The organism is Virgibacillus carmonensis (assembly GCF_057836705.1).
Map to the genome: position 1 here is coordinate 1 of NZ_JBYQFJ010000336.1, position 556 is coordinate 556.

Consider the following 556-nt stretch of genomic DNA (forward strand, 5'->3'; position numbering starts at 1 on the left):
CTGAATGGGCACTTGCATTTGGCCCATGGGAAATGTTTGCGCTAATGTTATTTGGGATTAGTGCGATAGCAAGCTTAAGTGAAGGATCCTTAATAAAAGGGCTTATTGCAGGAGTGCTAGGTATATTGTTTTCACTAGTTGGATCCGATCCTTTAATGGGAACACCAAGATTTACGTTTGGATTTACTGAACTATTGGCAGGATTTAATTTTCTTCCAGTTTTAATTGGACTTTTTGCCTTTTCCCAATTATTAAAGGACATTAAAAACCCGCCGAAGTCCTATAACATTGATAAGAATACAGGTGTCTCCTATCCAGTTTCCAAGGTTGTTAAAGATATGTGGAAATCAAAGGGGAATACACTAAGATCAAGTTTAGTTGGTACATTTGTCGGTATCCTTCCAGCTGCTGGGGGGAGTATCGCCAATATATTAAGCTATGATATTGCGAAAAAGTTTTCTAAGAATCCTTCAAAATTTGGAAAAGGTACGAAAGATGGGATTGTAGCCGCTGAGTCTGCAAACAATTCCTCTGTCGGCGGGGCGTTCGTGCCAAT

1 protein-coding gene is annotated in these 556 nt (G+C 39.7%); it reads left to right on the forward strand.

Annotation, left to right across the window (positions count from 1 at the left end):
* On the forward strand, positions 1 to 556 hold a 556-nt coding region (locus tag AC3G7N_RS22195; RefSeq protein WP_489424276.1), incomplete at both ends, for a tripartite tricarboxylate transporter permease.